This is a genomic window from Flavisolibacter tropicus (genome assembly GCF_001644645.1).
Classification (GTDB): domain Bacteria; phylum Bacteroidota; class Bacteroidia; order Chitinophagales; family Chitinophagaceae; genus Flavisolibacter; species Flavisolibacter tropicus.
In genome coordinates, this window is the sequence record NZ_CP011390.1 from 4,156,453 (window position 1) to 4,180,878 (window position 24,426).

At 42.7% G+C, this 24,426-nt stretch carries 24 protein-coding genes; 7 read left to right on the forward strand and 17 right to left on the reverse strand.

Features of this window, described 5'->3' with window-relative positions; genetic code table 11:
• The first annotated feature begins 85 nt into the window (after positions 1-85).
• The 3 genes from SY85_RS25495 to SY85_RS17715 all read left to right on the forward strand — a co-directional run bounded on the left by SY85_RS25495 (position 86) and on the right by SY85_RS17715 (position 2,841).
• Positions 86-637, forward strand: coding sequence for a hypothetical protein (locus SY85_RS25495; protein WP_148661233.1), 552 nt, complete (start codon positions 86-88; stop codon positions 635-637).
• 123 nt (positions 638-760) lie between these two features.
• Complete coding sequence (locus SY85_RS17710; protein WP_158512998.1) at positions 761-2,065, forward strand: serine hydrolase; 1,305 nt, start codon at positions 761-763, stop codon at positions 2,063-2,065.
• Between the two features lie 275 nt (positions 2,066-2,340).
• Positions 2,341-2,841 (forward strand): YybH family protein, encoded by a 501-nt coding sequence (locus tag SY85_RS17715; protein ID WP_066406198.1) that lies wholly within the window; start codon positions 2,341-2,343, stop codon positions 2,839-2,841.
• Positions 2,842-3,088: 247 nt separating this feature from the next.
• Here SY85_RS17715 and SY85_RS17720 read toward each other — a convergent pair whose 3' ends face one another.
• The 6 genes from SY85_RS17720 to SY85_RS17750 form a co-directional block, all read right to left on the reverse strand.
• Complete coding sequence (locus SY85_RS17720) at positions 3,089-4,249, reverse strand: DUF2059 domain-containing protein (protein WP_066406199.1); 1,161 nt, start codon at positions 4,247-4,249, stop codon at positions 3,089-3,091.
• Positions 4,250-4,605: 356 nt separating this feature from the next.
• Positions 4,606-5,265, reverse strand: a complete 660-nt coding sequence (locus SY85_RS17725) for an NAD-dependent epimerase/dehydratase family protein (RefSeq protein WP_226998879.1) — start codon at positions 5,263-5,265, stop codon at positions 4,606-4,608.
• A 698-nt stretch (positions 5,266-5,963) separates the two neighbouring features.
• On the reverse strand, positions 5,964-6,563 hold the full coding sequence (locus tag SY85_RS17735; protein WP_082886562.1) for a DUF4240 domain-containing protein: 600 nt from the start codon (positions 6,561-6,563) through the stop codon (positions 5,964-5,966).
• A gap of 230 nt (positions 6,564-6,793) precedes the next feature.
• On the reverse strand, positions 6,794-7,813 hold the full coding sequence (obgE, locus tag SY85_RS17740) for a GTPase ObgE (protein WP_066406201.1): 1,020 nt from the start codon (positions 7,811-7,813) through the stop codon (positions 6,794-6,796).
• 476 nt (positions 7,814-8,289) lie between these two features.
• Complete coding sequence (locus SY85_RS17745; RefSeq protein WP_066406202.1) at positions 8,290-9,531, reverse strand: T9SS type A sorting domain-containing protein; 1,242 nt, start codon at positions 9,529-9,531, stop codon at positions 8,290-8,292.
• Positions 9,532-9,618: 87 nt separating this feature from the next.
• Complete coding sequence (locus SY85_RS17750) at positions 9,619-10,203, reverse strand: acyltransferase (RefSeq protein WP_066406203.1); 585 nt, start codon at positions 10,201-10,203, stop codon at positions 9,619-9,621.
• Positions 10,204-10,551: 348 nt separating this feature from the next.
• On the opposite strand from SY85_RS17750, the gene SY85_RS17755 reads away from it, so the two are divergent.
• Together SY85_RS17755 and SY85_RS17760 are read left to right on the forward strand one after the other, a co-directional pair.
• A complete protein-coding gene (locus SY85_RS17755; RefSeq protein WP_066406204.1) occupies positions 10,552-10,911 on the forward strand; it encodes a hypothetical protein in 360 nt (119 codons plus the stop codon).
• Positions 10,912-10,915: 4 nt separating this feature from the next.
• Positions 10,916-11,299 carry a hypothetical protein gene (locus SY85_RS17760; RefSeq protein ID WP_066406205.1) on the forward strand — a complete coding sequence of 128 codons (384 nt, stop codon included), beginning with the start codon at positions 10,916-10,918 and terminating at the stop codon, positions 11,297-11,299.
• A 54-nt stretch (positions 11,300-11,353) separates the two neighbouring features.
• On the opposite strand, the gene SY85_RS17765 is transcribed toward SY85_RS17760, so the two are convergent.
• The 10 genes from SY85_RS17765 to SY85_RS17810 all read right to left on the reverse strand — a co-directional run bounded on the left by SY85_RS17765 (position 11,354) and on the right by SY85_RS17810 (position 19,045).
• Positions 11,354-11,908, reverse strand: a complete 555-nt coding sequence (locus SY85_RS17765; protein WP_066406206.1) for a TVP38/TMEM64 family protein — start codon at positions 11,906-11,908, stop codon at positions 11,354-11,356.
• Between the two features lie 9 nt (positions 11,909-11,917).
• Positions 11,918-12,352, reverse strand: coding sequence for a hydroxyphenylacetyl-CoA thioesterase PaaI (gene paaI, locus SY85_RS17770; RefSeq protein ID WP_226998881.1), 435 nt, complete (start codon positions 12,350-12,352; stop codon positions 11,918-11,920).
• A gap of 26 nt (positions 12,353-12,378) precedes the next feature.
• Complete coding sequence (locus SY85_RS17775; protein ID WP_066406207.1) at positions 12,379-12,753, reverse strand: four helix bundle protein; 375 nt, start codon at positions 12,751-12,753, stop codon at positions 12,379-12,381.
• A 46-nt stretch (positions 12,754-12,799) separates the two neighbouring features.
• On the reverse strand, positions 12,800-13,576 hold the full coding sequence (locus tag SY85_RS17780) for an enoyl-CoA hydratase-related protein (protein ID WP_066406208.1): 777 nt from the start codon (positions 13,574-13,576) through the stop codon (positions 12,800-12,802).
• 55 nt (positions 13,577-13,631) lie between these two features.
• Complete coding sequence (paaD, locus tag SY85_RS17785; RefSeq protein WP_082886564.1) at positions 13,632-14,180, reverse strand: 1,2-phenylacetyl-CoA epoxidase subunit PaaD; 549 nt, start codon at positions 14,178-14,180, stop codon at positions 13,632-13,634.
• A gap of 27 nt (positions 14,181-14,207) precedes the next feature.
• Entirely contained in the window at positions 14,208-15,029 is an 822-nt protein-coding gene (gene paaC, locus SY85_RS17790; RefSeq protein ID WP_066406209.1) for a 1,2-phenylacetyl-CoA epoxidase subunit PaaC, read from the reverse strand.
• 64 nt (positions 15,030-15,093) lie between these two features.
• Complete coding sequence (gene paaB / locus SY85_RS17795) at positions 15,094-15,510, reverse strand: 1,2-phenylacetyl-CoA epoxidase subunit PaaB (RefSeq protein ID WP_082886565.1); 417 nt, start codon at positions 15,508-15,510, stop codon at positions 15,094-15,096.
• Between the two features lie 122 nt (positions 15,511-15,632).
• Entirely contained in the window at positions 15,633-16,580 is a 948-nt protein-coding gene (gene paaA / locus SY85_RS17800; protein ID WP_066406210.1) for a 1,2-phenylacetyl-CoA epoxidase subunit PaaA, read from the reverse strand.
• A gap of 140 nt (positions 16,581-16,720) precedes the next feature.
• Positions 16,721-17,800 carry a 1,2-phenylacetyl-CoA epoxidase subunit PaaE gene (gene paaE / locus SY85_RS17805; RefSeq protein ID WP_066406211.1) on the reverse strand — a complete coding sequence of 360 codons (1,080 nt, stop codon included), beginning with the start codon at positions 17,798-17,800 and terminating at the stop codon, positions 16,721-16,723.
• Between the two features lie 294 nt (positions 17,801-18,094).
• A complete protein-coding gene (locus tag SY85_RS17810; RefSeq protein WP_066406212.1) occupies positions 18,095-19,045 on the reverse strand; it encodes a c-type cytochrome in 951 nt (316 codons plus the stop codon).
• A gap of 392 nt (positions 19,046-19,437) precedes the next feature.
• On the opposite strand from SY85_RS17810, the gene SY85_RS17815 reads away from it, so the two are divergent.
• A complete protein-coding gene (locus tag SY85_RS17815; RefSeq protein WP_066406213.1) occupies positions 19,438-20,361 on the forward strand; it encodes a PfkB family carbohydrate kinase in 924 nt (307 codons plus the stop codon).
• Between the two features lie 332 nt (positions 20,362-20,693).
• Here the strand turns inward: SY85_RS17815 and SY85_RS17820 are convergent, their stop codons facing one another.
• Positions 20,694-23,279: a lamin tail domain-containing protein gene (locus SY85_RS17820; protein WP_066406214.1), complete on the reverse strand. Its 2,586-nt coding sequence runs from the start codon at positions 23,277-23,279 to the stop codon at positions 20,694-20,696.
• Positions 23,280-23,380: 101 nt separating this feature from the next.
• Here SY85_RS17820 and SY85_RS17825 point away from each other — a divergent pair, with 101 nt between their 5' ends.
• Positions 23,381-24,373: an aspartate-semialdehyde dehydrogenase gene (locus SY85_RS17825; RefSeq protein ID WP_066406215.1), complete on the forward strand. Its 993-nt coding sequence runs from the start codon at positions 23,381-23,383 to the stop codon at positions 24,371-24,373.
• Positions 24,374-24,426 lie beyond the last annotated feature (53 nt).

Below are 24,426 nucleotides of genomic sequence, written 5' to 3' on the forward strand. Positions count from 1 at the left end.
ACAAAACCAACACTTCATACAACGAAGACCCGGCTTCATACATGTGAATATTCCATAAAGTGAAGTAGTCGATTAGTTTGGTAGTATGAATGAATTCCTGGAACTATTTGGTGGCCCAATAGCCGTTTTAAGTTCGATCATAGCTACTATACTATTAGCGCGTCGTTGGAAAAACCAACGGCACGGCCATACACGTAAACATGTCGTTGCACTACTTTACTGGGGACCTGTGTTCCTGATTTGTTGTATGGTGCTACATTGTTTCCGAAACGGGTATAATACTATCACTAATTCAATAAGCATAGGTCGCTCTGTTTTCAACTTCTATCACTATTCCTTACAACTGTTTGGAGTCGTGCTGGCTTACCAGGCCTATGTGCTGTTGGGTAAATGCCGCGACTATGCAAAGCAGCGTGTCCGCCAAGGCAAATCGGTATATGCAATGATAGCGTTGATTGTTTTTACAACACTTCCTACGTTTTACTTTACACCTATTGGTATTGTGCCCACTGTTGTGTTAACCATTTCATCCATCGTCTCCTGGTTTGTACATAAATCGGTACCAGCAATGAGCGTCGATAGCAAGCAAGCTAATGAGCTTATGCCAGTGCTAGAAGAGGAAGCAGCTACGCTGTAACAACATGCACCAACTATCCCTGCTTATTTCAGAATAGAATGAGTGTTTAGCTAGTGATATAAAAAACTTGGATAAAACTGTAACCTGCTCTTTTTATTGATTGTCTAAATGGTAAACCAACAAATGAGAAACACTTTAGTAGCGCTTTTATTGCTACCCACGCTAACCAAAGCCCAGACCATTGCGCAGAATGCCGATGCTTTATTAACGGCGTATTCCGATCAGCATAAGTTTAGCGGCACTGTGCTTATTGCCAAAGAAGGGAAAGTCGTATTTGAAAAGGCCTATGGCTATGCGGATCAGAAAGCGGGGCGCTTAAATACTACTACAACAGAATTTAGAGTGGGGTCACTCACCAAGATGTTTACTTCCACGCTGATCTTGAAACTGGCACAAACTTCAAAACTCTCCTTAACAGATCCGGTATCAAAATATGTAAAGGGTATAACCGGTGGTGATAGTATAAAGCTGATCCATTTACTGACACATACTTCGGGTATCAACGGAAATATAGAAACTGAAGTGTCTACCCTCGAGCAATTTGTTGCCAACTTCAAAACACAATCACTGAAATTTACCCCAGGCTCTCAGTTTGAGTATAACAACTTCAACTATATTCTGCTTAGCTACATTGCACAAAAAGTGACTGGTGTTCCTTATGCAAAACTGCTACAAACCGAAGTGATAAATAAAGCCGGCATGATTCATTCCGGTCTGGATAAAGCGGATAGAGCCTCAAAGGTGAAAGCCTTGGGATATACCACTAACCCGGAAACAGCATTGTGGCAAGAGGTGGACGATAAAAACGTAGCGCTGGCTGCAGGTGCCGGTGCATTGTATAGCACGGCAGGGGATTTATATAAGTGGTCTCAAGCGCTATCACTACATAAGCTGCTGCCTGATTCTATGTGGACCAAAGCTATGCAGCCTTTTGTTAATGGTTATGGCATGGGCTGGATGAATAGTAACGCGTATGGGCATACGCAAATTGGGCACACCGGTTCTATTCCTGGTTTTATTGCCAACTTCATGAAGTTTCCTAAGGAAGATATTACTGTTATCTTATTATCTAATTACCAGGATGTAGATGGCAACCAGCTGTCAAAAGACCTGGCGGCAGTAGCTTTTGGTGAGCCTTTTAAGCTGCCGGTTAAAAAACAAGCGGTGGCCCTTTCTGCCGATGTGTTGAACAAGTTAGTAGGTGAGTATCGCTTGCCAAATGGCTTTAGCATTACGGTATCGGTAGACGGTAATAAGTTGTATGCATTGGCAGCTGGCGATCCGACGCGTATAGAGCTAACGCCTGAAAGTGAAACCAGGTTCTTCTTGAAAGGGCCTGAAACAGAAGTGCAGTTCCTAGAGGAGAATGGTGCGAAGTATATGTTTGTGAATATGCAGGGTGGGATGAAGTTTGAGAAGGCGAAGTAACGTTTATTACTATTTCTAACATCAGTTGGTATCAGTGAAAGATGGCGTTGGTCTTCTTTTACGGATACCAACTGTTTTTTTTAAAGGGTGATCCCAAAAAGAAGGATCAGATTATACCCACTTCAAATAGAAGGTTTTAAGTCTGGAATTTGTGATTTGGAATTTGGTATTTCCTCCCCCTATTCGGATTTCGATATTTTAATTTCGGATTTTTTTATATTATATTTAAGCTAATAGGTTTACTCTTTATTCAGTAACGTAAGAATAATTTAATCATGAAAAACATGATTGTAAAAGGGGCGTCATTAGTATGTTTCATAAGTTTACTAATCGCCTGTAATGAAAAGAAAGAAGAACCGCAAAAAGAAGCACCGCAAGCGGTAACGGTTGATAAAGAACAAATCAAAAAAGAAATTCAGGCTAAGGAAGATTCCTTTGCGGCGGTTTATAATAGCGGAGAACTAAGAAACATCGGCTATTATGCAGATGATGCGGTAAGCTTTTTTCAAAACAGAGCACCATTAGTGGGGAAGCAAACCATAATAGAGTTTTTAAAAAATGATATACCCTCAACTGCTGATCGAATTTCATTTACAACAAAGGAGGTTTTTGTTTCCAATGATGGAAACCAGGTGGTAGAAATTGGTTCTTTTAAAGTGGTGGATTCTACCCAAGCGCCAATCAATACAGGAAACTATATGAGTTTATTTGAAAAGAGAAATGGTAAATATGTTGTTGTAAGAGATATGAGTGCTTCTGATATGCCATTTAAATAAAAGTATAGAACATCTACTTTAAAAAGGCCGCCCGAAAATAGTTTCGGACGGCCTTTTTATTTTATAAAACTATTTTGGTGTTATACCCATTTCAAATAGAAGGTTTTAAGCCTGGTATTTGGAATCTGGATTTTGGTATTTCCTCTCACTATTCGGATTTCGGTATTTTAATTTCGGATTTTCCCATACCGGTCTGCTTATTTGAAAACGGTATTATCATTTCTTTTTAATGCCATTCAGTACATAACTAACCTCTTCTGCCGCCACCCATGGAACGACCGCCTCCTCCTGAAGAACGACCACCACCCATGGAACGACCACCACCCGTGGAACTAGATCTGGGTGACGGAGAAGAATAGCTTGGTGATTGTCGGGTTGATGTAGGCTGTCGGGTTGATGTAGACGGCGACTGCCGTGTTGATGCAGATGGCCTGTTTGATGCAGAACCTCGATCTGATGCAGAAGCTCGATTACCTGCCCTGTCTGATGGACCATTAGCTGCATGGTCCGAAGTTGAAACCCTATTATTCCCAGCCCTATTATCTCCAGCCCTATTATTCCCAGCTCTATTATCCCCAACCCTATTATTTCCACCCCGGTTTCCTGATCCATTGCCATAACTGTTTCTGGAATTATTATTGGCTACTGTTGTAGATCTGTTTCTGTTACTATTGTAGTTATTGAAATTGTTATTGTTATTAATAACTACCGTATTGCCGCCGCCATAATGGCCACCATAGTATCCATGATGGTGGTAATAGTGGTTACTCCTATATATGCCAACGGCCATCACTGTTGCAAATCCAAACCAGGGGGGATAATACCCATAATGATAAGGAGGAACATAAGGTACATAGGCGGGTGAATACACATACTGTACGATGGGTGCCGATTGAACGACTACTGTAGTTTGTGCCGGTACATTTACAGTAACAGGATTATCGCCCGTATACCCTGGATTAGCCGTTACTGATGAGTTTCCTTTTGGCTCAATAACATAATCTTTACCATACAGGTCCTCGTCACCAACTATCTGCAAGCTAACCTTCTTGTCTTTATCTTTATCTAATAAGATGACCGCCACATCTTGTGTTTCGCTCTTGCTGACATCAACCTGTAGTATAAATGAATACGAGTCACCGTTTTTCTTCGTCACCACTTTGATAAAATCTATTTTTTTATCCAGGTTTAAATCCAGGTTATTGATTTTTGATTTTTCATCATTCAACGATTTTTCAAAGGCTTCAATCGTTTTTGACTTTTGGAAAAGATCCAATACGGCATAAAGATCAAGGTTGTCTCCAGCCATGCCTAACATGGCAGATGTATCTTCTTTTTCTTGAGCAAAAGCCGGCAGGCTTAACATACTCAGTGCGGCTGCTAAATAGGGCAAAAGAAATTTTTTCATGATAAAGCATTTATATTATCAATCTTTTGCAGAGTACCATCTTCTACACACAAAAGGAGTGGGATGATAGCATAGCGGCACAGTTACTTCAAAGTTAGAAATCTCTTATAACAAACATTTCCTTCGCCATTTTTTTGTGCAACATTGTTAAGCAGATTGGAGACATTTAAACCAATGGTTCGTTGCCAGGCGCAAGGCTATGAAAGGAGAAACGGCAGAGTCTGAAGACCGGTAGAAGTATAAAAGATGACACCGGATATGGTATAATACCCAATTAAACCATTCAGTACGCATATTTGATGACTGAGGACAGTTGATAGATGATAGGAACACTGTCATCTATCAACTGCCAACTGTCAACTATTCCTTGACAGTTCTTTTATGTCGCTGACCTCCAAAATTTGTTTACGGTAACCATTCGTTACTGTTTTTATCATGGCTCTTCCTACTTGCTCCATTGTTAGCGAACTGGCTGAAAAAAGCTTGGGGTATAGAAAGATAATAGGCTTAAAAACGGCTTTTACATTTTTCTGTTCTTTAAAGGGTTTCATAAAGCCTGGACGAAAATTGTATTGTCCTTTGAAGGGAAGTTTCAGTAATGCATTTTCTGTTTTGCCTTTCACTCTTGCCCACATGGATTTTCCCTGTTCAGTGCTGTCGGTGTGACGGCCTGTAACAAAATTGAATACCATATTTGGATTTAGGCCTAACAAGACCTTTGCAAAATGCAAGGTAGTGTCGTAAGTAATTTTTGTATACGCATCTTCCTTCACTCCAATAGAACTGATGCCGGCACAATAAAAGCAGGCATCATATATTTTTAATTGTTCTGCGAACGCCTCAATATTAAAAAAGTCAGGTACCAGCAACTCTTTTAGTTTTGGATGTTGCAGGTCGTAATGCCGGCGGCTAACAATCAATACGTCTGACACCTTTTCATTTTGCAAACATTCCAATAATACCCCTTCACCCACCATTCCTGTAGCCCCTGTTATGATTACTTTTATTGTGTCCATTTTCCTGATTGCGATTTGAGTGGGTTATGCTTTTGCTCGCCGCTGTTATGTGCTTGCCTTCCTGACTGCAATGTTAATCTGTCCAAAGTTCTTGATGTATCTTGATTGTATTCGAAGTCGCTTTCCTTCCAACGTTTTAATATAGAGCGTTTTGAACTCGTTGTACCTGCTGTCAATAGGAAAAAATCGAAAACGGTAAGGTGTTGTTTCTCGTTTTACTGTTAAGCCGCTGCTGTTGGGCAACGAAAATGTCCTGCGTCTAAGCCCAAACCAATCAACTACTGTAATTTGGCCTCTCTCGATGAGAAATGTCATGACAGACCACGATAGGGCAAAAAGAGGCAAAACAATAAAAACTAGCATGTATCCTAGTCCAAGTAGAATGTGTTTTGTTGAGCCATTCGATACTTTTTCAAAAAAAGTTGTCTTCCAAAAGGAATAGAAAAGGTCAATGCTAACAGTCCAAAGAGGAAAAGATTGCAAAAGAAAAGGGTAAAGTCAGTTTTAGAATTTGTCTGCATGAAGATTGTCAGGATTGTACATAACTGAGAGAGGCTTTCTGAAGTACAGGCAGTCTGTGTTCCTATAGCCCCTAGTTTAACTTAAAGATAAACAGAATTACGCCGTTGATTTCACTTGCTTTTGTCATAGAAATCAACGGCGTAATAATGCCCTATTGGCAGTTCGTTGTACTTGTTTTAGATGTTGTCTGAATACTTTACAGTAAGCTTTGGAAACATTTGTTTTAAGTCGTCACCCTCTTCTTCCCATTCGTTGCCAGTCGTCTCTAACTTCTCCCTATATGGATAAGGCATTGCTTGTCCAGTTAGCTCTTCAAAAACGGCCGCCGGTACATAACTCAAACCTTCCCATTCAACATTTTCAATCTTGGCGGTGTCAACGTCAACGAGTGTTTCTGGGTCGTTTACTGTCCTGTAATAGAACTCACTACCCTGTCCAATTACCCACTCCCTAAAATCATTAAAACTATCATCACCGCAACCGCCGTGAATAATATAAATAGCGCCCCAAAGTTCCCAAGTATTTGCTTGCCCTCTAAAGTACCTAAATCTGTTACCAAATAAGATGATGTTGTCAAGTGTCAACTTGCGAAGTTCATTTGCTAATTCTTCTTGCTGCTGCTCGTAGTCACCAATAGCACTGTCCTTCGCAGTCTGGATAATTCTCCAAAACTGACCTTCGTCCATAAGTGCGTCTGATGCAGTAAAGCTTGTGTTTGGCGGCTCAGAATTTGTATTCTTTTTCGTCCCGCCAAAAAGTTTGTCAAATAGTCCCATAAGTATAGATGAAGTTTTTTGGTTGCTGCTGTCGATTAATAATCGACAGCCAAATATCAAAATTAAGCAACTGCTTGCTCAACGTCTTATTAGCAATCAATAATGCAAGTTGGAGTAAGAATAAAAGTAAATACTAAAAGCGCCGATAACCAATCAGAAATAAGCAAGGGGTGTAGAAATGAAAAATGAAACGAGAAACTTGAAACAGCCTTCTCGTTTCATGTTTGCTTTTATGCTTGTGTAGGAGCTTCTTTGTTCTCTTCATTCAATACTTTCCACAACAGGTCTTTCAATTCCTGTAGGTGGTAGTTGGTAACAGAAGAAATAAAGATGTGCGGAACATTAGTAGGTAGTTCGTTAGCAATGGCGTGGCGCAGTTCTTCATCCAGCATATCGCTCTTGCTAATGGCAATGATGAATTGCTTGTGCAGCAGCTCGGGGTTATATTCCTCCAGCTCGTTGACCAGGATATCAAACTCCTTGCGATGATCTTTACTGTCGGCAGGAATGAGGAACAGCAAAATAGAGTTGCGTTCAATATGCCGCAGGAAGCGGTGTCCTAACCCTTTGCCTTCTGCCGCGCCCTCAATGATTCCGGGCAGATCAGCAATACAGAAGCTTTTAGAATCACGGTATTCAACAATGCCTAAGTTAGGCGTAATAGTAGTAAAGGCATAGTCAGCAATCTTAGGCTTGGCAGCGGTGATCACGGAAAGCAGGGTGGACTTACCAGCATTGGGAAAGCCTACCAGTCCCACATCGGCCAATACCTTCAGCTCTACTACCTTCCAGCCTTCTTCACCTGGTAAGCCCGGTTGGCTATATTCTGGAGCCTGGTTGGTGGGTGTTTTAAAATTGGTATTTCCTAAGCCGCCTTTTCCACCAGGCAGCCAAACCTTTTCCTCACCATCGTTAAGAATCTCCATTTCTATTTCGCCCGTCTCTTCATCTCTCACAATAGTACCCAGCGGCACTTCCAGGATAATATCCTTGCCATCGCGGCCGGTGCGGTTGTTGTCACTCCCTTTCTCTCCATCTTCTGCTAACACATTCTTGTGATAACGCAGGTGCAGCAAGGTCCACAGGTTGCGGTTGCCCCGCAGGATAATATGACCACCACGGCCACCATCACCCCCATCCGGGCCACCATATGCGGTAAGTTTATCTCTTCTAAAATGCTTGATACCAGCGCCACCATGTCCACTGCGACAATAGATCCGTATCTGGTCTACAAAGTTGCTTTTTTCCAATCTGCTCTAATTTATAAGCTGCAAAAGTAGTGAAAAAGCCACCGCTCGCCCTTTTCCCTAAAGGAGAAGCGCTTCGCGCTGGTTGGTTTCACGCAGAGGCGCCGGGGGCGCGGAGAAGGGTAGAACCAGGATTATTAGGATTGAGGAGGATTGGGAGGAGAAGGGTTGACAGGTTGATAAGGTGACAGGCAAAGGAATGATGAAGAAAGAAATATTCAATGCTCAATACCCAACGATCAAAGTTCAATGGAGAGAAAAAGAATTGATAAAAAGAAAAGCACTCCTACAATTGGAGTGCTTTTCTTTTTATAGACATTCCTTATTCTTCCAAATCCTGTTCATCCATTCTAAATCCCACTAATCCGCGGTCCTCCTTTCCTCTGTGCGAAACCTCTTCTCTGCGCCTCTGCGTGAAGCTCATCGCGTGCAGCGTGTAGCTTACAGCTTGCAGCTTCCCTCACTCACCACTCACCGTCCTACTGTATCATCACCTTCTGTTCATAAACCTTTTCGTTCTCTTTGTTTAGTACACGTACCAGGTATACGCCGTGGGCTTTAAGAGAAGAAATGGAAATAGATTGGTTTACATATTCGTCTGCGGTTAGCAGGCGCTTTTGCATTACTTGACGGCCCATTACGTCGGTTAGCTGTAGTGTATACTCGCCAGCTGGAATGCGATTAAACTGAAGGTTGAACTGGTTGCTGGTAATGGGGTTGGGATATACCTGTATTTGATTGGCATATTTAGACTCTACACGGGCAATGCTTTCTATAGTGGTTCTGTTGCCGGAAGTGCTTAAATAATTACTGTTGGCCAAATCTGAACTGCGAAATACAATGGGTGTTTGGTAGACAGAGGCTTCCCAGCTTTTGGGATTTACTACATAGTAACCACTGCCATCAATAGCACTGCTCACCAGTAGATTGCCATCGCCATCTACAACGGCACCATTTGTAGTGAATTGGGCAGGCAAGCCTTTAATATTGCCCATAAGCTTGGCTACCTTGGTGTTGATATCTACTTTAAAAACATAATTGCGGGCTGAAAGGATATAGAGACTACCCTTATCATCGGCAATCATATCACCACCAAAAGAGCTGCAGCGGTTATGAACGGAAATGCCGTTATTGGAAGCATCGTCTACTAACTTGCCTAATTGTTGGATCTGGGACTTCTTGCCGTTGGTAGAAAAGCGGATAAATGTTTCACCATTGTTGCTTATCGCATAGCCATATCCGTCAGGCGCTATCACCATGCGGGTAATACACTTGCCTTCATCGTTGTGCATATTGCCAGCTTGTGTAAACGCTTGGTCAGTTACATAATACACCTTCATGGTTCTAAGGTCTATATAGCGGAGCTGATCAATAAACATGGGTGTGAAGTACAAACGATTGTGCTTGCGGTCATAGGCAGCTGCTGCCACGCCTGTACTAAATGGTGCGTTCAGCATATTGCCAAAGCGAGCGTCTGCTTTAGGTGCTACTACTTTATGTGTTGTGGCATCGTACACTACTGCTTTTTCATCAGTGCCATTAAAGAGCAGGTCGCTATACTGGCCGGTTTTCAGGTCCAGGCGACGCAAAGCGTTCCAACCAGAGCCCTTGTCGTTTAAATCAGTAACTACATAGGCAAAGCGATCGTTTTGCGCATATAAACTAATGGTAGTAAATAAAAGGAGGCTTGAAAGAATACTAAAAGGTAGCGTTCTTCTCATGGTTAAGGTTTTAAAGTAGTAAATAGAGGAGTATTAAGATACAATAAGAAGTGCTGTATTACTAGGGCTTTCGTAGGAATCGTTGCATTATTTTTTGAAAGGACTATAGTCGGCCACAAACAAAGGTTTTTGTTCTACTTCTTCACGCAATGGTTCACAAGGTTTTAAGGTATTGTAGAGGTGCTGGGGTAGTTCCTGGTAAAGTTGTGTGCCTTGCGTTTTCCATTGAATCATATCATCACTTACCTGCTTAATGATCTTACCAGGATTACCAACTATTAAAGAGCGGGGTGGTACTTTCTCGCCTTGTTTGATGAAACAAAGAGCGCCTACAATGCATTCATCACCTAGGTCTACATCATCCATGATCACTGCATTCATACCTACCAGGCAGTTGCGGCCAATGGTAGCTCCGTGAATAATAGCGCCATGGCCAATATGTGCGGCTTCTTTCAATAAAACAGTCACACCGGGAAACATATGTATGGTGCAATTCTCCTGCACATTACAGCCGTCTTCAATCACAATCTTGCCCCAGTCGCCACGAATGGCTGCACCAGGTCCAACATACACATCCTTCCCAATAATCACATGACCGGTAACAGCAGCTTGTGGGTGTACAAAAGCAGATGGGTGTACAACAGGCTTGATGCCATTGAACTCGTAGATCATAAAATAAGTTTGGAGGGTTAAAGATAGTCTGAACCGGGATTTGGGGAGATTTAGGGATTAGGGAGAAATGGCTGATGGCTGATTTGGGTTGACAGGTTAACAAGTTGAAAAGTTGATAAGGAATTGGAGTGTTTAGAATCAGGAGTTGGTGTGAACTGAGTTATATAAATACTGTCAAAGCTTTAGGCTCATATTGCATAGGCGTCACGTCACAATAAAGCCTCATAGGGAGGAATATTCGATTGTGGTGAATGATACATAAGAGTAGTATACAATGTTTATATTATTTTCAATAATTATTGAAAGTTTAATAATATTGATTAGTTTTACGTCAGAAAGTTATTCGTTATGAATATACTGGCCTATATCATCTACCTCAGCATTACTTACCTGATTACGGTGCATGTGGGTTTACGTTTTTACAGGAATGGCCGTATTTATATTCTTACCATCTTTCAGGGTGATCAGGGACTTGCCGATTTTGTGAACAAGCTATTACTGGTAGGTTATTACTTGTTGAACTTAGGATATGCTGCTGTAATGATCCGCTTTTGGGATACCATTACTTCTTGGGCAGAACTGGTCAGCAGTATTGGTACAATGACGGGCCGAATCATGTTAACACTTGCGGTTATACATTTTGCCAACATGGGTATTATTTACCTGATTCGTGAAAGAGCAACTCATTTTACTCACCATAAAATTTAAGATCATGAATATGTCTTTCAATTTTACCGCGTACCTGGTATACCTACCTATTGTTATATTTCTTACCTGGTATGTAGCCCATACTCTGTTCAAAAACGCCCGCGTATTTATGCTGGATATTTTTAATGGTCGTGAAGAGATTGCCCTATCTACCAACAAATTGTTTGAAACCGGTTTTTACTTGCTCAACCTAGGCTTTGCCTTATTGATCATGGAGATTGCTACTGAAATAGCTGATAGTCGCACCATGCTGGAAATATTGAGTACCAAGATTGGTGGCTACAGCATTTACCTGGGCATTATGTTGTTTCTCAACTTATACTTATTCTTCCGCGGTAAGCGTGTATCTAAAGAACGAGCCAAAGCTGCACTGCTGCAAGGGCGATAAGTTGAATAGAAAAGGATGTTTACTGTTGCGATACAGATGGTTATACGGGCAAGCCTATTCAGGCTTGCCTTTTTTATGGGTGGCTACCCAGTAAATTAGTAGGCCTGCTATGATGACCAGTATCAGTTTGCCTTGCCAACCAAACTGTGTGACCTGGTAAACGGAATAGGCCTCAATAAACAATGCAGGTACTTTCCCTAGAGAGCTGGCAATAGCAAACGTCATTAGGCTTACGTTGCCGATAGCACCTGCAAACGTAACTAAGCCGGAAGGAACAAAAGGCAGTAAACGCAACCCTAGGATGAGTACAAAGGCCTCTTTGCCATTAGCCTCTATTAAACGTTCAATACGTGGGTATTTGTGCAAGGGCGTGGTCATGGCTTTTTTAAATCCTTTACGGTATAGAATAAATGCCACTACAGCTCCAATAGCTTCCCCTAAAAATGACATAAACAATCCTTCCCAAAAACCAAAGAATAAGATATTGGCAGCAGTAATAAAAACGCTGGGAAGAATACCTGCTACAGCAATGACCACGCTTAAGAAAAGACTAATAACGATAGCCCATTGCGGATGCGCCTGAAATATTTCAACTAACTGTTCTCCCAAAATACAAGATTAAATCAGTGGCTTACCTGTTCTAAAACAAGTGCCTTTGAAAAGCGCTACTTGCTCATTGCGTTGGTTAGTGACCGTTATAAGGTATAGTCCTGTACTACGGCCATTGTGTAGCTCTTTGGCTTCTGCTGTAAGTACATCGCCGGGAAAGGTGGGTTTTGTAAAGTTAATGGAGGTATCCAGCGCCATTGATAAGTTATTGCGATTGTTGCAGGCAAAGGCAAAGGCGCTATCAGCCAGTGAGAAGCAAATGCCACCGTGAATAACACCAAAGCCATTAAGCATTTCCTCGCGCAGGATAAGATTTATCTTGCTATAACCTTCTTTAATATCAAGTATCTGAATGCCTAGCCATTGACTAAAAGCATCGTGTTGCATCATATGGGCTACTACTTCACTTGGACTAGGCTGTGCTATTGGTTGATAAGTTGGCAAGTTAACAAGTTGACTAGGTGATGTAATTATTTAGTAGTTGATTTGTTTTGGAGAAAAGTAATATAGCCATTTAAAAGCTTTTCAATCTCCTGAACCTTAACGCGTAGGAAATCCAGTTCTGTATGTGAAATTAGTTGACAGTCAAAAGCATCAATCAAATGATTCAATGTTTCACTCAATGAGCCTCTGGCAATAATACAAAATCGTAATCGGTCTGGATTTGTTTGTCGCCCATGTCCTTCTGCTATTTGCGAGTTGATAGAGCGGGAACTAGGTATTAGTTGATCTGAGAGTCGAAATTTCTCTTCAGTTGGAAATCGTTTGACTAGCGTATGTATTTCATTTTTAAAACTCCGGGCTCTTTTCCACACTTCTAACTCTTCAAAGCTTTGATATGCCATATACTTTCCTTATTAACTTATCAACTTTTTAACTTGTCAACCCAATCTATTTCCCCCTAAACACCGGTTTCCTTTTTTCCAGGAAAGCCTGAACCCCCTCATTGAAATCCGCCGTTCTGCCTGCTTTTTCCTGAAATATTTCCTCATCATGCAACTGGTCTTCATAACTATTAATGAAGGAGTTATTCAGTACCTGTTTGGTAAACGCCAAACCTAGTGTGGGCATTTGGGCTAGTGTAGATGCGAGCTTCTGGGCTTCAGCAGCAAAGGAGGCGTCAGGAAAAACTTTATAAATCATACCCATGCGCTCGGCTTCAGTAGCAGGTACTTTATCACCCAACATCATTAGAGCCGATGCCTTTTGCCAGCCAATCAGTCGGGGCAGGAAAAAAGTGCCACCACTATCCGGGATCAATCCAATTCTGGAGAATGCTTGAATAAAAGAGGCTGACTCAGCGGCTACTACTATATCACAGCATAGCGCAATGTTGGCGCCAGCGCCAGCAGCTACGCCATTGATAGCCGCCACAACTGGTTTTTCCAGTTTGCGTATCTGGCGAATAATGGGATTATAGTGTTCGCTTAGAATAGTGGTAATTTCTGGCCCATTGGGATCTGCCACTTCTTCCAGATCCTGGCCAGACGAAAAGGCTTTGCCTGCTCCAGTTATGAACACACAACGGATGTTGCTATTGCTTTTGCATTCTTTCAGTTGATCTTGCATCAGCAGCGCCATCTCCCGATTAAAGGCATTGTATTTATCCGGGCGGTTGAGGGTAATGCAGGCAACACTCTCTTTTATTTCAAATACTACAGAGGTCATGGTAAGTGATTTCCTGCCAAATCTAAAGGGGAAAATTGTAAATCCGGAAAGGGAATTAGTGGCACTTGAAATAATCAAACGCTTCTTTGCAATCTAAGCAGCGATACATAGACTTACAGGCGGTAGAGCCAAACTCACTGATGAGTTCCGTATGATACGAATTACAACGCGGGCATTGAACAGCTTCTTCACGAAACATATCCGTAGTACAAAACTGCTGTTTAGGATTAGGAGGCGCAATGCCGTAAGCTTTTAGTTTTCGTTTGCCTTCTTCCGTCATCCAATCTGTCGTCCAGGCGGGCGAGAGAGATTGCTTGATGGTTATGTTGCGATACCCTTTTTCAATCAGTTTGAGGCGAATGTCCATACTAATTACATCCATAGCAGGACAACCAGAATAGGTAGGGGTAATGGTGATGGAAACTGCTGCTTTCGGCCCTTCTCCTCCTAAAGGGGGAACTTCAGTATCAGAAACCTTTACGTCTCTGACGATTCCTAGATCAAGAACAGATAATACGGGTACTTCCGGATCTTTAACTTCTTCTAATAGTAGCCAGATCTGTTCTTCAATTGAGGTATTGATATGGTCATTAGTTGTATTCATATATTCCCCTTTAGGGGTTAGATGTGTCTACCAAACAGCGTTTGGATAGGTGCGCTGCAAGTATTGCATTTCGGTTAACAGGTAACCTAAATGCTCTGTATGTTTGCCTTCCTTACCACCACTTTGTGCCCAAGTGCTTTTGGGGATCGATAGCGTAGCTTCTTCAAAAACAGTGGTTACACGGTTTAGCCAGCTTTCTTTTAATGAAGCAACATCTACACCATAACCTTCCTGTGCGGCTTGTGTTTCAAAAGCAACAGGCGCAAACATTTCACCTGTAAACATCCAGAGTTCCTCCAGTGCTGCCGTAATGCGACGATTACTTTCTTCTGTGCCATCACCCAGGCGAATCACCCATTCACTGCTCCAGCGCAGATGATAGGCTACCTCCTTCAACGATTTTTCTGCAATAGCAGCCAGTTGTTCATCTGTACTGTTTTGCAATTGCGTATACTGCAGGTATTGAAAAGCAGAAAAGAAGAATTGGCGAAGTGTTGTCTGTGCCCAATCACCTTTAGGCAATTCGGTAATCAACAGGTTTAGGAACTGGCGCTCTTCGCGTAGCATACCCAGATCATCTTCTTGTAACTCCCTGTTGAATGCTTTCCAAGGACGCGGCAGCAGCGCATTTACAGCGTGTTGTTCTTCTACGCTAAATCCATTGTATAATGTAGCAGCATACTGATATAAATAACGAGCCTGGCCAATCAGGTCTAGTGAAATATTGGTAATAGCAATATCCTGCTCTAATACAGGTCCATGTCCACACCACTCAGCGTTGCGCTGACCGAGTATTAAGGCGTTATCGGCAAGTTGAAGTACGTAGGCAAAAAGTTGACGAGTTGACAAGTTGATGAGTTGATAGGTTAAAAAATCCTGCTAATCCTTTTCTTAAAATCCGATAAATCTGCGGTCACATGTGCGTTAATTCATCCGGCAGATCATAAAACGTTGGATGGCGATAGATCTTATCACTGGCAGGTTCATAAAAACTCTCTGCCTCATCAGGATTAGAAGCATGCACATACTTGCTTTCTACTACCCAAATGCTTATGCCTTCCTGTCTACGTGTATACACATCACGTGCGTTTTCAATAGCCATTTCGGCATCAACGGCGTGCAAGCTGCCTACATGTTTGTGATCTAGGCCTTGCTTGCTGCGGATGAATACTTCCCATAGAGGCCACTCAACAGCCCCCTCCGTCTCCCCCGAAAGGGGAGGGACCTGCGCACTGGCCTTGCTTATTTGACCAGTGTTCTTTTGTTGTGAGTTATCTCCACCTTTGATAGCGTCGTAGTCGCCGTAGTATTGTTTACGAAAGAAGTTCATGATTTATTAGTTGCAGATATCCTACTTCGCTGAGATGTAGGATGTCTAATTGTTGAAAATTTTTAGATAAAAGTGATTATATGTAGCCAAGGCAATAATTAATAATTAGTCATCAATAATTACTATGCAGCCACTTGTTTCTTACGAGCCGCTCTTTTCTCTGCATGTGCTACTGCCGCTTCGCGAACCCATGCGCCTTCACTCCAGGCTTTATTGCGGGCTTCCAGGCGTTGCTTGTTGCAAGGACCATTACCACTTACCACGTTCCAAAACTCTTCCCAATTGATCGTTCCAAAATCATAATGCTTGTGCTCTTCATTCCATTTCAGATCCGGATCAGGTAGGGTCATACCTAACAGTTTTACTTGTTCGGCTATCATATCTACAAAGCGCTGGCGCAATTCATCATTGCTAAAACGCTTGATCTTCCATTTCATGCTTTGCTCACTGTGCTGACTCTCGCTATCGTGCGGACCAAACATCATCAGGCTGGGCCACCACCAACGGTCAATGGCGTCCTGCACCATCGCACGTTGTTCTTCATTACCCCTGCTTAATACCAATAAGGTTTCAAAACCCTGGCGCTGGTGAAAGCTTTCTTCCTTACACACACGGATCATAGCACGGCTGTATGGACCATACGACGTACGGCAAAGCGGCACCTGATTCATAATAGCAGCTCCATCAACTAACCAACCAATAGCGCCCATATCGGCCCATGTTAACGTAGGGTAATTGAAGATAGAGGAGTACTTAGCTTTTCCGCTAAGGAGTTGTTCTGTCATTTCATCGCGGCTGATGCCTAAAGTTTCTGCCGCAGAGTAGAGATACAAACCATGACCGGCTTCATCTTGTACTTTGGCAATAAGGATTAGCTTACGCTTTAATGAAGGGGCGCGGCTGATCCAGTTACCTTCAGGTAACATACCCACAATCTCGCTGTGCGCATGCTGGCTGATCTGGCGGATCAGGTTCTGGCGATACTTCTCCGGCATCCAGTCCTTCGGCTCAATGCGGATCTCGTTATCAATTTTATCTTGAAATATCTTTTCTAATTCTTGTACCGACATATAGCAATACGTTATTTACAAATTTACTGAGAACCAGACTAGAGAACTAGGATTCACAAGATTTAAAGGATTATTGGGAAAATAGATATGAAACCCTTTCCTCCTAATCTTTTCCAATCCTAAAAATCCTAGTTCTATTATTATTTCGCATCAAAATCCACTACCACCTTCTCCGTTTTGGGGTGCGACTGGCAGGTGAGGATGTAACCAGCATCAATTTCGTCTTGTTCCAATCCCCAGTTTACTTCCATTTCTACCTGGCCCTCTACCAGCTTGGCTTTGCAGGTACAGCATACACCACCTTTACAGGCATAGGGGAGATCGGCGCCTTGTTTTAGCGCAGCATCCAAAATGCTCTGACCACCATAGGGCAAGTCAAAGTCAAAAAGAATACCGTCAAGCTTCACGCTCACCTTGGCTTGTGGGCCTTCATTGCTAACTGGCTTGGCTTCAGTATTTACAGTAGATTTCTTTTGTCCGGGAACGGTAAACAGTTCAAAATGAATATGTTCTTTGGCTACTCCATTGGCTTGCAAAAGGTCGCGAACGCAGAAGATCATTTCTTCTGGCCCGCAAAGGAAGAAATCGTGCGACTTCTTGACATCAATCAGTTTATCTAAAAATAGCTGGCATTTAGTAGCGTCCAAACGGCCGGTATTGATCTCGGCATCCGTGCGTTCACGGCTTAATACATGGTAAATGCGAAACCGGTTTATGTATTTATCTTTTATTGCTTCCAGCTCTTCTTTAAAGATGATGCTGTTCTTGGTACGGTTGCCAAACACCAGTGTAAAGGTGCTGTTAGGCTCTGTTTGAAGCGTTGTTTTGATAATGGATAAAATAGGCGTGATCCCGCTACCTGCAGCAAACGCCACATAGTTCTTGTGTTGTTCAGCGTTCAGTTCTGTATAGAATTTTCCAACAGGTGGCATTACTTCCAACAAGTCGCCTTTTTTAAGGCTTTCATTGGCATAGGTAGAAAAGAGTCCTCCTTCTACTTTTTTAACCGCCACTCTTAACTCGCCGTCAATAGGACTACTACAAATAGAGTAGCTACGGCGGAGCTCTTCACCGTTCAACTGTTTGCGGATCGTCAGACTTTGCCCCTGTTTAAAAGCAAAAAGGTCTTTAAGTTCACTAGGTACATCAAAAACAATGGATACGCAGTCTTCCGTTTCTTGTTGCACTTTCTTAACCGGAAGGGAATGGAAATGAATCATACAGCCACAATCGTTACAAATGAGGCCCAAAGATAGGAGGAGATGGGGATTAGGGAAAAGAATAGAACTAGGATTAGCTGATTAGAAAGGATTAGGAGGAATAAGTTAACAAGTTGGAAAGTTGACAAGGGGAGTGCAATGGCATTCCCCTTGTCAATTGAATAAAAAAGAAAAGCTGGCAATCGCTGCCAGCTTTTTACTATAAATAGTTTGTTGGATTCTCCTTCTTAGATTGTCAACCTATCAACATTCTCTCCTCAATCCCCTAATCCACTCAAATCCCGGTTCAGACAATTATTTTCTTTCTACCTGGTTTTTGATCTTAGGGATAGATTGCAGGTAAGCAAAGATGGCTTTGGCTTCATTGTCGGTCAATGGCGTGTAAGGGATCATAGGGATGCGCAGGGCTGGTCCGTGAGGTACCTGTCCATACTTCAGAGCCTTGACAAAGTCTTCTTCTGACCACTTGCCAATTCCAGTTTCTTCGTCCATAGTAAGGTTAAGCGTATAGATATCTTTACCATCCATGCCCTGCATTTTGTTGCCGCCACCAAAGAAGCCAGCTGATTTTTCAGGGTTGTTATAATCATTCTTGGTAAAATCCTTAGAATGGCAGGCATAACATTCCAACTGGTTCAAGGCAATATAGCGGCCCCAGGCTACCTGGTTGGTTGTATCGGGGTTTGGAATAGCTGCTGTTGGATAAGCCGATGGTTTAATAAAGCCCGCGTTGGTAATAAACTTGGCTAAAAATGAGTATTCTGTCGCTGGCTGGCGTGTATTGTCAGCCGTTACCCAAGTATGATTGGAGCGTAGAAAAGCTATGACGGAGTACAAATCTTCGTCAGAAGTATGGGCCAGTTTAGCCATGATGGGCAGGAAGGTGCCGTCGGGCTTAATACCAGTGCGTAATAAATAAGCAATCTCGCCATCGGTCCATTTACCAATACCATGTTCAGGATCTTGAGTAATATTTTTAGAGTAAATAGCGCCAAACTGGGGTACCTCGTCCATTTTTCTACCAGTAAGTTTACCGGTATTAGGGTCCATGTGACAGGAGTTACATAACATGGCTGCCAGGCGTTGACCTTGCGCTACCCGAGCCGGAGTGGCTTCTACTTTTAAGTCGATTTTCTTTGCTTCCCCTTTTGGAACGCCGCGAAAGGCAATAAATGCGGCAGCTAAACCTACCAGAACTACAATTACGCCTAATGTAATTAATAAATAGCGCAATGCCTTTTTCATAACAGTCAGTTTTAATATTATGCAAGAATAATATACATAAGCTGAGTTTAAAAGCTCTGCTGTAGGAAATGTGGTAACTTAGGGATGAATTGTCATGATTTTGTCGGGTTGCCCCCGTGTAGGGGGAAATACTGATGCGTTTGGTAACAAATAAGAAGAGCTTTACACCCAAGAATTGGTGGTTCTAACGCAATATTTTCGGTTTATAAAAGCATGTCAGTGGCACTCAGGGGCGGACTGAAAGAAAATTATTACTTCCCACTGTCAAATGCTGTAGGTTTGCACGCCGAAAAGGGTAATGGTCAATGGTCTGCCGCCAAGTAGTTTCCCACTCTAGCTCAACGTCCACTGTCTTCTACCCGAATTAAAAATCAAAATTAGAAAATCAATTTATGTCTCTGCTCGTAGTAGGCTCTATGGCCTTTGATGCTATTGAAACACCATTTGGAAAAAGTGATAAGATCATTGGTGGTGCTGCCACTTATATTGCATGGAGCGCCAGCAACTTTACACAACCTATCAAACAGATCTCTATTGTAGGTTACGATTTTCCAAAGGAAGAATTGCAAGCCTTAGAAGCAAGAGGCGTAGTAACGGAAGGTATCCAGATCAAGGAAGATGAAAAATCATTCTTCTGGAGCGGTAAGTATCATATGGATATGAATACCCGCGATACATTGGATACACAGTTAAACGTATTGGCCAACTTCAACCCAGTTGTACCTGAAAGCTACCAGGATTGTGAGTTCTTGATGTTGGGTAACCTGGTGCCAGCGTTACAAATGAGCGTGATCGATCAAATGAAGAACCGCCCGAAGTTGATTGTAATGGATACCATGAACTTCTGGATGGAAACTGCTATGGATGATCTGAAGAAGGTGTTGACCAAGGTAGATTTATTAATGGTTAATGACAGCGAAGCCCGTGAATTGAGCCATGAGTTCTCCCTGGTAAAAGCGGCCAAGAAGATCATGCAAATGGGACCAAAATACCTGATCATCAAAAAAGGGGAGCATGGTGCATTATTGTTCCATGGTGAGAACGTGTTCTTTGCCCCGGCTCTACCATTAGAAGATGTATATGATCCAACTGGTGCTGGCGATACGTTTGCCGGTGGTTTTATCGGTCACCTCGCCCGTACCAAAGACATCTCTTTTGAGAATATGAAAACAGCCATCATTATTGGCTCGGCTATGGCTTCTTTCTGCGTAGAGAAGTTTGGTACACAACGCTTAAAAGAAATCACTAAAGCAGATATCGACCACCGCTTAGAGCAGTTCCAGGAACTGGTAAGCTTTGAGATTGAGTTGGTATAGTCTGAACCGGGATTTGGGGAGATGAAGAGGAGAAAGTTAACAGGTTGACAAGTTAATAAGGAGATCCCAACAAACTATTGATAGTAAAAAGCTGGCAGTCACTGCCAGCTTTTCTTTTTACATTGATGCTCCCCTCTCTCCCTTAAATATTGAGTATTGAAAGTTGAGCATTGGACATTTTCTCCCTTCTTCCTTCTTCATTCCTTGTTCCTTGTTCATCATTCCCTTCCTTGTCAACTTTTCAACTTGTTAACCTGTCAACCAAAATCAGCCATCAGCCATCCTCACATCAACCATTTCTCCCTAATCCCTTCATCTCCCCAAATCCCGGTTCAGACTTTTCTCGCCAACACCACCGTCTCTTTAAACCGCTCCCTCTTCCCCTCCAAATTGAACAATTCAATAAGAACAATGTAGGTGCCTACAGGTAGTTTCTGATGTTGTTCATTTAGCCCATCCCAGATCCAGTTGCCCTTTAGCCCCATCGTGCCATTCTTTACCAGGTAACGAACGGGCACACCTCTTACATCAAAGAGGGTTATGTTGGCTACCCAGCCGGGCTCTATTGCTTGGTATTGGATGAACGCGATATCATCATAACCATCGTTGTCTGGCGAAAAGACCTTAGGTGTGATGTTGATTAGCGTATGACCCTCTTCCACTTGTTTGTACTGGCTGTTCTTATAAGTAGGAGTACCATAGCCCGCTGTAGACGCTGCGGAGTGCCAGTTGTTGGCTTCCTGTGATACCCCTTTAGGATCTAAACGTTCCAAGGATACGCCTTCGGGGTTTGCAATCAAATCAAAATGCCAGCTGGAATTGTAGATCACTTCATCCAGTACGGTGCCGGCTTGGTTTAGTAGCACTACTGTTCCTTTGTCATCAGGAAAAGAGGGAAGGGTAGAAAGTTCTAAAACTGCTTCTGGTTGTTTTACATGGTAGCGAAGTGAAAGTCCGGCTTTGTTTTCAGTAACAACCACATACGCACCCGGCGCAATAAAGAAAGAATTGGTGGTGAGCTGCTTTTTAGAAGCAATAGCGCCAGTACTGTTCCGGTTGGCAATAAACAAGTCTTTGGCATCTATCAGTTTGTTGCTGTTATTATACAGTTCTACATAGTCATCACCGTTAGGTGCCGGATTAAAAAGTATCTCGTTGATCACTATATCCAAAGCTGCCGCAGCTTCTGGGATACCGGTAATAACAGTGCTTTCGCCTGCATTGCCTTTACAGTCTTTTATGTTGGTGCTCTTGATGGTGTAAGTAGTGTTCGCTTTTAGGGGTGCTCCTAGTTTTAGATATACCGTCTGAAATAACGGTGCTTCTAGTTTTATTCCTGTAACGGTATTTCCACTAATGGTATAGTTTACCATCGTAGCTGCTGATGCACTATCTAATGGTTCGTTGAAGCGCAATACCAAGGTATCAGTACCAATGGGATATACCTGCAATAATACAGGCGGCGTATTATCGCTATTCAATCCATGCACTGCATTCTTTTGGCCGGGTGTGCCGCCGCTGCTATGTGTACTGGCTTTCCAATTAGCAGCACTGGTACAGGGATTTTGAGGGTCAATCATTTCCAGGCTCCAGCCGCCTTCTTCTTTTTCTTCGCCATACCACGCCTTCTCATATGCTACTGCATGGATCAGCGTTTGGTTTTTAGAACGCAGTGATAGGGTAGTACCATCATTCGCCAAACTAGGGAAACTGCTTACGCCCAATACGCGCAAATATTTGGGAAATAGGGCAGCGCCAGATGTGGTTGTAACAACTAAAAAACTATCTGCCGGCAGCGTATATGAGGGAAATGATCCACTCGTTGAAGTAAGGGTATATAATCGCCAGCCCTCAAGGTTAAGACTTCTTCCACTAATATTTTTCAGTTCTATGTACTCCACATTGGGCAAGTCGATAGGTGGTGTGGGATCGGCCATGATCTCGTCTATGATCACATCAAAACGTTGGGGAGTATAGTGACTAAATGTACCGGTGCCTCTGTTAAGTGTATTACCAGCTATGTCTTTAATGCCGTTAATTGTTAGCGTATAGGTAGTGCCGTTAGTAAGCGGTGTAGCAAAAGCTAAATGCACCAAAGCCAGGTTGTCAAAGTCCAGCTTTGAAGTGGTTGGTATTCCCAAACTATTGACATTGTAATTGGTGAGTGTCTCACTGCTGGAACGCTCTACCGGTTCTGAGAATAATACATCAATATTAGTTGGTGAAAGGGCGATAAGCGATGCAATGGCTGGCGGTGTTACATCGGGTGTGTAAGGAACAATTGAAATATCGTCAAAGTAATGTTTTTGAAAGAAGGAAGATGTGCTTTGCTTTACCGAAATGCCAAAGTGAGTAGAGGTGGTATAGGTATTGTCTGCCGCAACTCCTTCTTCCGTAAACGTACTACCTGTGCCCGATGCATCGCGGTATAAAACAAAAACGCCAGCTGTGCGCAACACTTTTATGCGCAGTGTATTATCGCTGGTATTGGTAATACCATCCACACCATCAATGATCTTGGTACTACTGCTGCCATCTTTCCTGTATAGAGCTACTTCATCCTGCGTATTACCAATGCGCACAAAATAACCGGTAGTGGTGTTAGCACTAAGATCTTCGGCAGAAGCAATAAGAAAAACATCTATATAATTAGCAGAGGAGGTATTGAATTGCAGTCGTAGGGTAAATTCCCACTGCGCGTCGGTGGCCAGTTCATTGATTGTGCTCAAGAAATAGCTGCTGTTAGCGGTGGTGTTATTGCTTTGCAATTGACCCGTAGTATTTATTTTCCAGTTGGTCAGCGTACCCAGCCAGGTAGGGTTGATACTAAGATCTCCATCGGAAAAGTCATCTTTTACCTGGGCAAAGAGGCGTGATACGGGCAGGAGCGCCAGCAGGCAAACGAGTATCGTTCTCATAAGTAAGTTTTGGTACCTTAAATATACAAAGCCCTGCTACTACAGATTTTATATGATAATTTTTAGAAATTCAAGACATTTGCGGCTCTAATTTTACCACCATGAAAGTAGCCGTAGTAGGTGCCACTGGTTTAGTGGGCACAAAAATGTTACAGGTGTTGGCCGAGCGCAACTTCCCTGTAACCGAGTTAATACCTGTAGCCTCAGAGCGTTCAGTAGGCAAAGAAGTAACCTTTAAGGGTAAGACTTATAAGGTTGTAGGTATGCAAGAAGGTATTGCGGCGAAACCAGCAGTGGCATTGTTTTCCGCAGGTGGCAGCACCTCTCTTGAGTGGGCGCCTAAGTTTGCAGAAGCCGGCATTACTGTTATTGATAATTCCTCTGCCTGGCGCATGCATCCCGACAAGCCATTGGTAGTACCCGAAGTAAATGCCAGTGTATTAACAGCAACTGATAAGATCATTGCTAATCCTAATTGTTCTACCATTCAAATGGTAGTAGCCTTAAAACCCTTGCACGAAAAATATAAGATCAAGCGTGTGATAGTAAGTACGTACCAGAGCGTAACCGGTACTGGTAAAAAAGCGGTTGATCAGCTGAATAATGAGCGTGCAGGAAAAGAAGGGGAAATGGCCTATAAATACCAGATCGACCTGAATGCTATTCCACAGATCGATGTGTTTATGGATAATGGCTACACCAAAGAAGAAATGAAAATGGTGAACGAGACCAAGAAGATCATGATGGATGACAGCATTAAAGTAACCGCTACTACCGTGCGTATTCCAGTGATGGGTGGACACAGTGAAAGCGTGAATGTAGAGTTTGAAAACGAATATGATCTGGCCGATCTAAAAAAGGTACTAAGCGAAGCACCAGGTGTTGTTGTACAAGATGATGTTGATCAGCAAGTATACCCAATGCCGCTGTGGGCGCATGAAAAAGATGAGGTGTTTGTAGGTCGTCTACGTCGCGATGAAACACAGCCTCGCACATTGAATATGTGGATTGTAAGTGACAACTTACGTAAAGGCGCTGCTACCAATGCCGTGCAGATTGCAGAGTATTTGATGGGTAAAGCTTTATTGGGTTAAGGAGTTGACAAGTTGATAAGTTAACAGGTTGACAAGAAAGGGCTTTACCTGTT

What these genes read in the sequence shown, in the direction of transcription:
- SY85_RS17815 (WP_066406213.1), top strand. Translation starts at nt 19,438, where the DNA reads ATGTCTCTGCTCGTAGTAGGCTCTATGGCCTTTGATGCTATTGAAACA.
- paaE (WP_066406211.1), bottom strand. Translation starts at nt 17,800, where the DNA reads ATGATTCATTTCCATTCCCTTCCGGTTAAGAAAGTGCAACAAGAAACG.
- paaA (WP_066406210.1), bottom strand. Translation starts at nt 16,580, where the DNA reads ATGTCGGTACAAGAATTAGAAAAGATATTTCAAGATAAAATTGATAAC.
- SY85_RS17725 (WP_226998879.1), bottom strand. Translation starts at nt 5,265, where the DNA reads ATGGACACAATAAAAGTAATCATAACAGGGGCTACAGGAATGGTGGGT.
- SY85_RS17810 (WP_066406212.1), bottom strand. Translation starts at nt 19,045, where the DNA reads ATGAAAAAGGCATTGCGCTATTTATTAATTACATTAGGCGTAATTGTA.
- SY85_RS17735 (WP_082886562.1), bottom strand. Translation starts at nt 6,563, where the DNA reads ATGGGACTATTTGACAAACTTTTTGGCGGGACGAAAAAGAATACAAAT.
- SY85_RS17780 (WP_066406208.1), bottom strand. Translation starts at nt 13,576, where the DNA reads ATGACCTCTGTAGTATTTGAAATAAAAGAGAGTGTTGCCTGCATTACC.
- SY85_RS17745 (WP_066406202.1), bottom strand. Translation starts at nt 9,531, where the DNA reads ATGAGAAGAACGCTACCTTTTAGTATTCTTTCAAGCCTCCTTTTATTT.
- SY85_RS17710 (WP_158512998.1), top strand. Translation starts at nt 761, where the DNA reads ATGAGAAACACTTTAGTAGCGCTTTTATTGCTACCCACGCTAACCAAA.
- paaB (WP_082886565.1), bottom strand. Translation starts at nt 15,510, where the DNA reads ATGAACTTCTTTCGTAAACAATACTACGGCGACTACGACGCTATCAAA.
- SY85_RS17775 (WP_066406207.1), bottom strand. Translation starts at nt 12,753, where the DNA reads ATGGCATATCAAAGCTTTGAAGAGTTAGAAGTGTGGAAAAGAGCCCGG.
- SY85_RS17760 (WP_066406205.1), top strand. Translation starts at nt 10,916, where the DNA reads ATGAATATGTCTTTCAATTTTACCGCGTACCTGGTATACCTACCTATT.
- SY85_RS17755 (WP_066406204.1), top strand. Translation starts at nt 10,552, where the DNA reads ATGAATATACTGGCCTATATCATCTACCTCAGCATTACTTACCTGATT.
- SY85_RS17820 (WP_066406214.1), bottom strand. Translation starts at nt 23,279, where the DNA reads ATGAGAACGATACTCGTTTGCCTGCTGGCGCTCCTGCCCGTATCACGC.
- SY85_RS17720 (WP_066406199.1), bottom strand. Translation starts at nt 4,249, where the DNA reads ATGAAAAAATTTCTTTTGCCCTATTTAGCAGCCGCACTGAGTATGTTA.
- SY85_RS25495 (WP_148661233.1), top strand. Translation starts at nt 86, where the DNA reads ATGAATGAATTCCTGGAACTATTTGGTGGCCCAATAGCCGTTTTAAGT.
- SY85_RS17750 (WP_066406203.1), bottom strand. Translation starts at nt 10,203, where the DNA reads ATGATCTACGAGTTCAATGGCATCAAGCCTGTTGTACACCCATCTGCT.
- SY85_RS17825 (WP_066406215.1), top strand. Translation starts at nt 23,381, where the DNA reads ATGAAAGTAGCCGTAGTAGGTGCCACTGGTTTAGTGGGCACAAAAATG.
- SY85_RS17715 (WP_066406198.1), top strand. Translation starts at nt 2,341, where the DNA reads ATGAAAAACATGATTGTAAAAGGGGCGTCATTAGTATGTTTCATAAGT.
- paaD (WP_082886564.1), bottom strand. Translation starts at nt 14,180, where the DNA reads ATGAATACAACTAATGACCATATCAATACCTCAATTGAAGAACAGATC.